Source organism: Acidisphaera rubrifaciens HS-AP3 (genome assembly GCF_000964365.1).
GTDB classification, from domain to species: Bacteria; Pseudomonadota; Alphaproteobacteria; order Acetobacterales; family Acetobacteraceae; genus Acidisphaera; species Acidisphaera rubrifaciens.
The window spans coordinates 1-5,766 of the sequence record NZ_BANB01000485.1 but is presented as its reverse complement, the minus strand read 5'-3'; the positions used below and the strand labels follow the sequence as shown (position 1 = coordinate 5,766).

Here is a 5,766-nt window from a genome sequence, read left to right as displayed (position 1 = left end):
GGCGGCGGCGCGGCGGGCCTTGGCGTCCGCCAGCATCGCCTCGGCCTCGGCGCGCAGGCGCCGTGCCTCGTCCAGCTCCGCCTGGATCAGCGCGCCACGCCCGTCGAGCATCTTCGCCAGCGGCGCCCACAGCTTGCGGCCGAAGATGACGAAGAAGACGATGAAGGCGAGCGCGACCCAGTTGCGCGGACTGGCGAAGAAGCTTTCCTCGTGCATCGCTACGGCTCCTCAGCCCTGCGCCGGCGCGAGATGCCGGGCCACCTCGGCCGACACCGCCGCCGGGTCCGCCGCCCGTCCGGTCAGCCGCGCGATCAGCGCGGTCGCCGCGTCGGTCGCCACTTCCGGCAGGGCGGCCATGGCGGTCGCCCGTGCCTGCGCGATCTGCGTCTCGGCCGAGCGGAGCTGCTCGTCGAGCCGCGCGTTCACGGCGGCGGTCTTTGCCTCCGCCGCCCGCTTGGCCTCGTCCATCGCGGCATTGACGGCGAGCTGCGCCTCCGACCGGGCCTTGGCCGTGGCCTCGGTCAGCTCGCGCACCGCCGCGTCGCTCTCCACCTTGGCGCTGCGGGCGGCGTCGAGGTCGCTCGCGATGACCGACGCGCGATGCGCCAGCACCGTCTCCACCTGCGGCAGACCCCAGCGCGAGACCAGGATATACAGCAGGGCGAAGATGATCGCGCCCCAGACGACCTGCGCGATCGTCAGGGGCGTGGAGAAGTCGAGCTGCGGCATACCCGCCGCGTGGGCCGCGCCGGGCGCCGCGCAGAGCGCCGCCAGAAGCAGCGCCGGCACGTATCGCTGTACGGCGGACATCGGACCGGCGGTCAGACGAACAGGATGATGAACGCGATGACCAGCGCGTAGAGCGCGACCGCTTCCGTCAGCGCGAAGCCCAGGATCGCGAGGCCGAAGATGCTGTCGCGCGACATCGGGTTGCGGCCGACGCTGTTCACCAGCGCGGCGAAGATGTTGCCGATGCCCACGCCCACGCCCGCGAGGGCGATGACCGCGACGCCGGCGCCGATGTTCTTTGCGGAAGCCAGATCCATGACAACTCGTTCCTTCGTTGAGTGTGGTCTCGCGCGCCGCCGCCCGCGCGGGGCCGGACGGCGCGGCGCAGCTTGTTTAGTGCAGGTGGACGGCGTCGTGCAGATAGATGCAGGTCAGGATGGCGAAGACATAGGCCTGCAGCACGGCCACCAGCAGTTCGAAACCGATCAGGATGACGTTGACGCCGAAGGCGAAGGCCGCCGGCACGATGCCGAGCAGCCCGGCGGCGCCAAGCATCACCACGAACGCGCCGAACACCTCCAGCATCACGTGACCGGCCATCATGTTGGCGAACAGTCGGACGGACAGAGAGATGATGCGGGAGAGATAGGACAGGATCTCGATCGGGATCAGCAGCGGCGCCAGCGCCACCGGCACGCCCGCCGGGAAGAAATACGTGAAGAAGTGCAGCCCGTGCGCCCGCAGCGCAACCACCGTCACCATGATCACCACGAACAGCGCCAGCGCGAAGGTCGTCGCGATGTGGCTGGTGAAGGTGAAGAAATACGGGAAGACGCCGAGCAGGTTGCCGATCAGCAGGAACAGGAACAGCGTGAAGACGAACGGGAAGAACCGCCGCCCCTCCGGCCCCACGGAATCCACGCACATCGACATCACGAAGTCATAGGCCATCTCGGCCGCCGACTGGAGCCGGCCCGGCACCAGCGCCCGCGGCCGCATGCCGTAGTAGATCAGCGCGAGGATCATTGCGCCCGCGACGCACATCATCAGGTTGGCCTGGGTGAAATTGACCGATCGACCGATCGGCCCGAACACCGTGAACAGCCTGAACTGACCGAGTGCGTCGATCCCGCCGCCTGTGTCCGCCGCCACGCGCCACGTCCCTTCATCGTCGTCCGGCGCGCGGGCCATCCCCGCGGCCGTGGTGTCAGTCGGCGCGCCGGTCCGGCCGTGGCCGGTAGATGCGCCATATATTCAGTACGCCGGCCGCGCCGCCGAGGGGGATGAACAGCACGAGGAACAGCGGCCGGGTGTGGAAGACCCGGTCCAGTCCCCAGCCGATGGCGATCGCCAGGAAAAGCGCCGTCGCCAGCTCCAGGCCGAGGCGAAGCCCAACTCCCAGCGGAGATGCGCCCCAGTCACCCGGCTCGCCGTTGCGCGCGTCTTCCGGCTTCGCCGCCGACTCGAGACCCTGCCTGTCGCGGGCGGCGCGCAACCGCTCGTCGAACGATGGCGGCGTGCTGCCCGTGTTCGTGTTCATGTCCGCCCCTGGCAGTCGTGCCGCCCGAAAGCGTCGCGTTGCTAGCCGCCGCCCCTGGCACTGTCAAGAACAGGTGAAGTGCTGTCCATCTGCCGCGACGCGCGGGCCGGAGCGGGCTTTCGCCGCGCGCCGGCCCGCCTCCTGCGCGGGGTTCAGGGGATGTAGGCGACGCCGCGATAGACCGTGCCGTAGCGCGGAGCGGCGACCGTGAAGAACTGCGCGTTCGCCGGCGGCGTGGTCGCGTCGAGCTGGTCCACGATCTCCACCACCTGGTTCGGGTCCGCGCCCGGATCGGGCAGGGTGCTGTAGGTCGCGGTCGTGGCGAACAGCGTGACCGTGTTGCCCTGCGTATACCCGGCGAGGTTGCGCAGCCCCGTCGTCGCCGGGGCGTACTGCGCCGGATAGCGCGGCACCATGTATTGCGTGCCGAGGTTCAGCCCCGCCTGCAGCGTGTAGGCGAGCGTCCAGGTCGTGCCGTTGAACACCCATTTCTGCAGCCCGGCATGCGGGCCGGGCGCCGCCTGCTGCGGCCCCTCGTCCGCGACGTACAGCGTCGTCGCGTTCGCGAAATACAGGCCGAACGGGTAGTAATCGGTCGTCGCGTCGGTGACCGCCTTTTCCGGCACGCTCGGGAAGCCGGGCAGGATGGTGATGCTCGCTTGCGCCGCGGTCGCCGGAGTCGGCAGGCCGCCGCCCGGTACGCTCACCTGATAGACGGTGTTCACGCCGTTGCCGCCGCTGCCCTTGGCCACGTACAGCGTGTTGCCGGACACCGCGACGGCGCGGAAGTTGTCGTCCTTGCCGGACTTGTCGGCGGGCGCGCTGACCGGCGGGTTGGCGACGGAGAAGCCGTACTGGAATCCGTCCTTCTGCCCCGGCGTGCCCTGCTGCATGCCGACCACGGTGCTGACCGGGCTGGCCGCGCCCGGGCGGATCAGCTGCACGCCCGTGTCGGCGACGAGGGCGGTGGGCGGGATGCCCGAGCCGTTGCCGGCGTTGCCCGCCATCATGAACAGGTCGCCGGCGGTTCCGTTGGTGTTGACCGACAGGATCGCCGCACGGCCGTTGTTGCCCGAATAGGCGCTGGTCTCGGTCGCGCCGAGGAAGCCGTAGCGGTTGACGTCCACGATGGCGCGGAAGGTCGGCGTCTGGATGTCCGTGTTGGTCGGATCGACCACGCCCGGCGTGTTGCTGTTGGACACGTCCAGCGTGTTGGCCGGCGCCCGGTAGCCCATGAAGCTGACCGACTGCCCGTCCGTCGCCACGTTGAGCGACAGCTCGGACTTGGACGAGAAGCTGGAGGTGACGCCGAGCGTGCGGGTGATGTCGAGCGTGCCGAGGGGACGGCCCACCACGATCTCGCCGCCGAAGTTGAACGTCTTGTAGCCGCTCAGCAGCAGCGGCGCGGTGATGCCGAAATTGCCGTCCACCGAGTCGTTGGCGAACACGCCCGGATAGGCGCCGTCCGCCACCGCCGCGACCCCGCCCGCGACCGGCAGCGCCTGCCCGACCGTGATCGTGCCGGCGTTCCCGGCATAGACGCTGCTGCCGATCAGCAGGTTACCGTGGGCGAGAAGCCGCACCGCCTGCGGCCGATAGACCTCGCCCGCCCGCGCCGGCGTCACCGCCACGCCCACCACCGCCGCCACCGCGGCCGCGATCGCCGCCAAGCCCGCTGCCTGTCGCACCTGTCCGTCCTTTCATGACGTGTCTGTCATGGGGTTAGCAGCGGTACGATTGCGTCTTGATGGCAGTCCCGTTGCCGTACGGCGGCAGTGCTTCGGCGCCTCGCACCGCCGGCCTTGCCACCGCCGCCGGGCCGCGGCGACACGGCCGAACGACCGCTCCGGGGCAACGGCGGGCGTTTCCGGCTGACTGGGGAATGACAAGCTGGTTGCGGGCCTGTGACGTGCCCTACCCGGGGTAGTGTCTCACGCGCACCATATATCGGAGATAGAGTCTCGGGCGTGCCAGATTCCGCACGGGGGGACGCTGTCTTCGTAAACCGGTCGTTAAATCGCTGCGCAAGTCTCGAAAAAAGTCACGTCCGGCCGATTTCGGTTGAGTTCCGCAACGCAACGTGGCATCTCACGACCTATTGGCGACCCAAGCGGGTTGGCGCCGTCACAGCGGTTGCGGGGAATTTATGAGCGGCACGACTTACGACAGCAACGGCACGCATGACGTCGCGGCCGCGCTTGGCACAACCGATGTGTTGGTGACCCACGATGCAAGCACGCCGATTGGGCAGGTGCCTGTCGTCACCGTGAACCTGACTTCGCTGGCAGGCACGCTGAACATCACCTCGACGAACGGCGCGGAAGCGATCGTCAACTCGTCGCTTCTCATCAACGTCCTCGGCACCCTGAACTACAATGCCAGCGGCGGCGAGATACTGCTCGGCACCACGGGTTCGCTGGGGTCGGCGACCAATGCCACGATCACCAACGGCGGGACCTTTGACGTCGGCACGAATACTTTCAGCGGCTTTGTAGGCCAGGCACTGAACGTCACATACGGGACCGGCGGCGGCACCTTTGTGGTCGACCAGGACCCCGTTTCACCCCCTGGCTTTCTCTCGGGCGGCATCAACATCAACGGCTACGGTGGCGCCGGGGACTATATCGACGACAAGGCGATCACCTTCAGCAGCATCAAAAGCTACAGCATCTCCTACAGCGCCTCGAACAATGACGAGACCATCACGTTCAAGAAAGGCGCTGGTGGGGCAGGCGGGACGGCCGGGACCATCACCGTCAATGGCGATCCGCTGGCGACCGGGACCTTTGCCGCCAACGCCGGACCGCTGCATCTCGCCAACGACGGCAACGGGGGGACGCTGCTTCAGTGCTTCCTCGCCGGCACGGCCCTCGCGACGCCGGACGGCGAGCGTGCGGTCGAGACGCTCGCGCCGGGCGACCTCGTGCTGACCGCCTCGGGCAGCGCGGCGCCGATCACCTGGATCGGCCACCGCACCGTCGAGCGGGCGCGACTCGCCGACGCAGACATGCGCGACCCGGTCGTGATCGCCGCCGGCGCCATCGCCCCCGGCCTGCCGGCCCGCGATCTGCGCGTCACCGCCGACCACGCCATCCTGATCGAGGACCGCCTGATCCCGGCCCGCCTGCTGGTCAACGGCACCACGATCCGGCAGGCGCCGATCGCCACCTACACCTATTTCCACGTCGAACTGGACCGCCACGACATCCTGCTGGCCGAGGGGCTGACGACCGAAAGCTACCTCGACTGCAGCGATCGCGGGCGCTTCGCCAACAGCGACGTCGCCAGCCTGCAGCCGGCCGCCCAGATCGACGCCGCCGCCGTCTATGCGGCGCATGGCTATCGCCCGCTGACCCTGGACGCGGCCACCGTGCGGCCGATCTGGCAGGCGCTGGCCGATCGCGCCGCCGACCTCGGCGCGGCCCCGGCCGCCCCGGCGACGACGGAAGATGCCGGGCTGCATCTGCTGGTGGACGGCCGCCGCATCGCGCCGGTCG

The 5,766-nt window shown here is 69.1% G+C and carries 7 protein-coding genes; 1 reads left to right on the top strand and 6 read right to left on the bottom strand.

Annotation, left to right across the window (positions count from 1 at the left end; genetic code table 11):
• The 6 genes from B8460_RS13480 to B8460_RS13455 form a co-directional block, all read right to left on the bottom strand.
• Nucleotides 1-216: F0F1 ATP synthase subunit B family protein (locus B8460_RS13480; RefSeq protein ID WP_048862123.1), on the bottom strand; the 216-nt coding region annotated here is incomplete at its 3' end.
• 12 nt (nucleotides 217-228) lie between these two features.
• A complete protein-coding gene (locus B8460_RS13475) occupies nucleotides 229-789 on the bottom strand; it encodes a F0F1 ATP synthase subunit B family protein (RefSeq protein ID WP_048862126.1) in 561 nt (186 codons plus the stop codon).
• A gap of 32 nt (nucleotides 790-821) precedes the next feature.
• Nucleotides 822-1,046: an ATP synthase subunit C family protein gene (locus B8460_RS13470; RefSeq protein WP_048862122.1), complete on the bottom strand. Its 225-nt coding sequence runs from the start codon at nucleotides 1,044-1,046 to the stop codon at nucleotides 822-824.
• 76 nt (nucleotides 1,047-1,122) lie between these two features.
• Entirely contained in the window at nucleotides 1,123-1,920 is a 798-nt protein-coding gene (locus B8460_RS13465) for a F0F1 ATP synthase subunit A (protein WP_084623634.1), read from the bottom strand.
• Nucleotides 1,921-1,936: 16 nt separating this feature from the next.
• Entirely contained in the window at nucleotides 1,937-2,269 is a 333-nt protein-coding gene (locus B8460_RS13460; protein WP_048862121.1) for an AtpZ/AtpI family protein, read from the bottom strand.
• 152 nt (nucleotides 2,270-2,421) lie between these two features.
• Nucleotides 2,422-3,957: a hypothetical protein gene (locus B8460_RS13455; protein ID WP_158322846.1), complete on the bottom strand. Its 1,536-nt coding sequence runs from the start codon at nucleotides 3,955-3,957 to the stop codon at nucleotides 2,422-2,424.
• Between the two features lie 458 nt (nucleotides 3,958-4,415).
• On the opposite strand from B8460_RS13455, the gene B8460_RS13450 reads away from it, so the two are divergent.
• The coding region (locus tag B8460_RS13450) for a Hint domain-containing protein (RefSeq protein WP_048862120.1) at nucleotides 4,416-5,766 on the top strand (1,351 nt) is incomplete at its 3' end.

What these genes read in the sequence shown, in the direction of transcription:
- B8460_RS13460 (WP_048862121.1), bottom strand. Translation starts at nt 2,269, where the DNA reads ATGAACACGAACACGGGCAGCACGCCGCCATCGTTCGACGAGCGGTTG.
- B8460_RS13470 (WP_048862122.1), bottom strand. Translation starts at nt 1,046, where the DNA reads ATGGATCTGGCTTCCGCAAAGAACATCGGCGCCGGCGTCGCGGTCATC.
- B8460_RS13465 (WP_084623634.1), bottom strand. Translation starts at nt 1,920, where the DNA reads ATGGCCCGCGCGCCGGACGACGATGAAGGGACGTGGCGCGTGGCGGCG.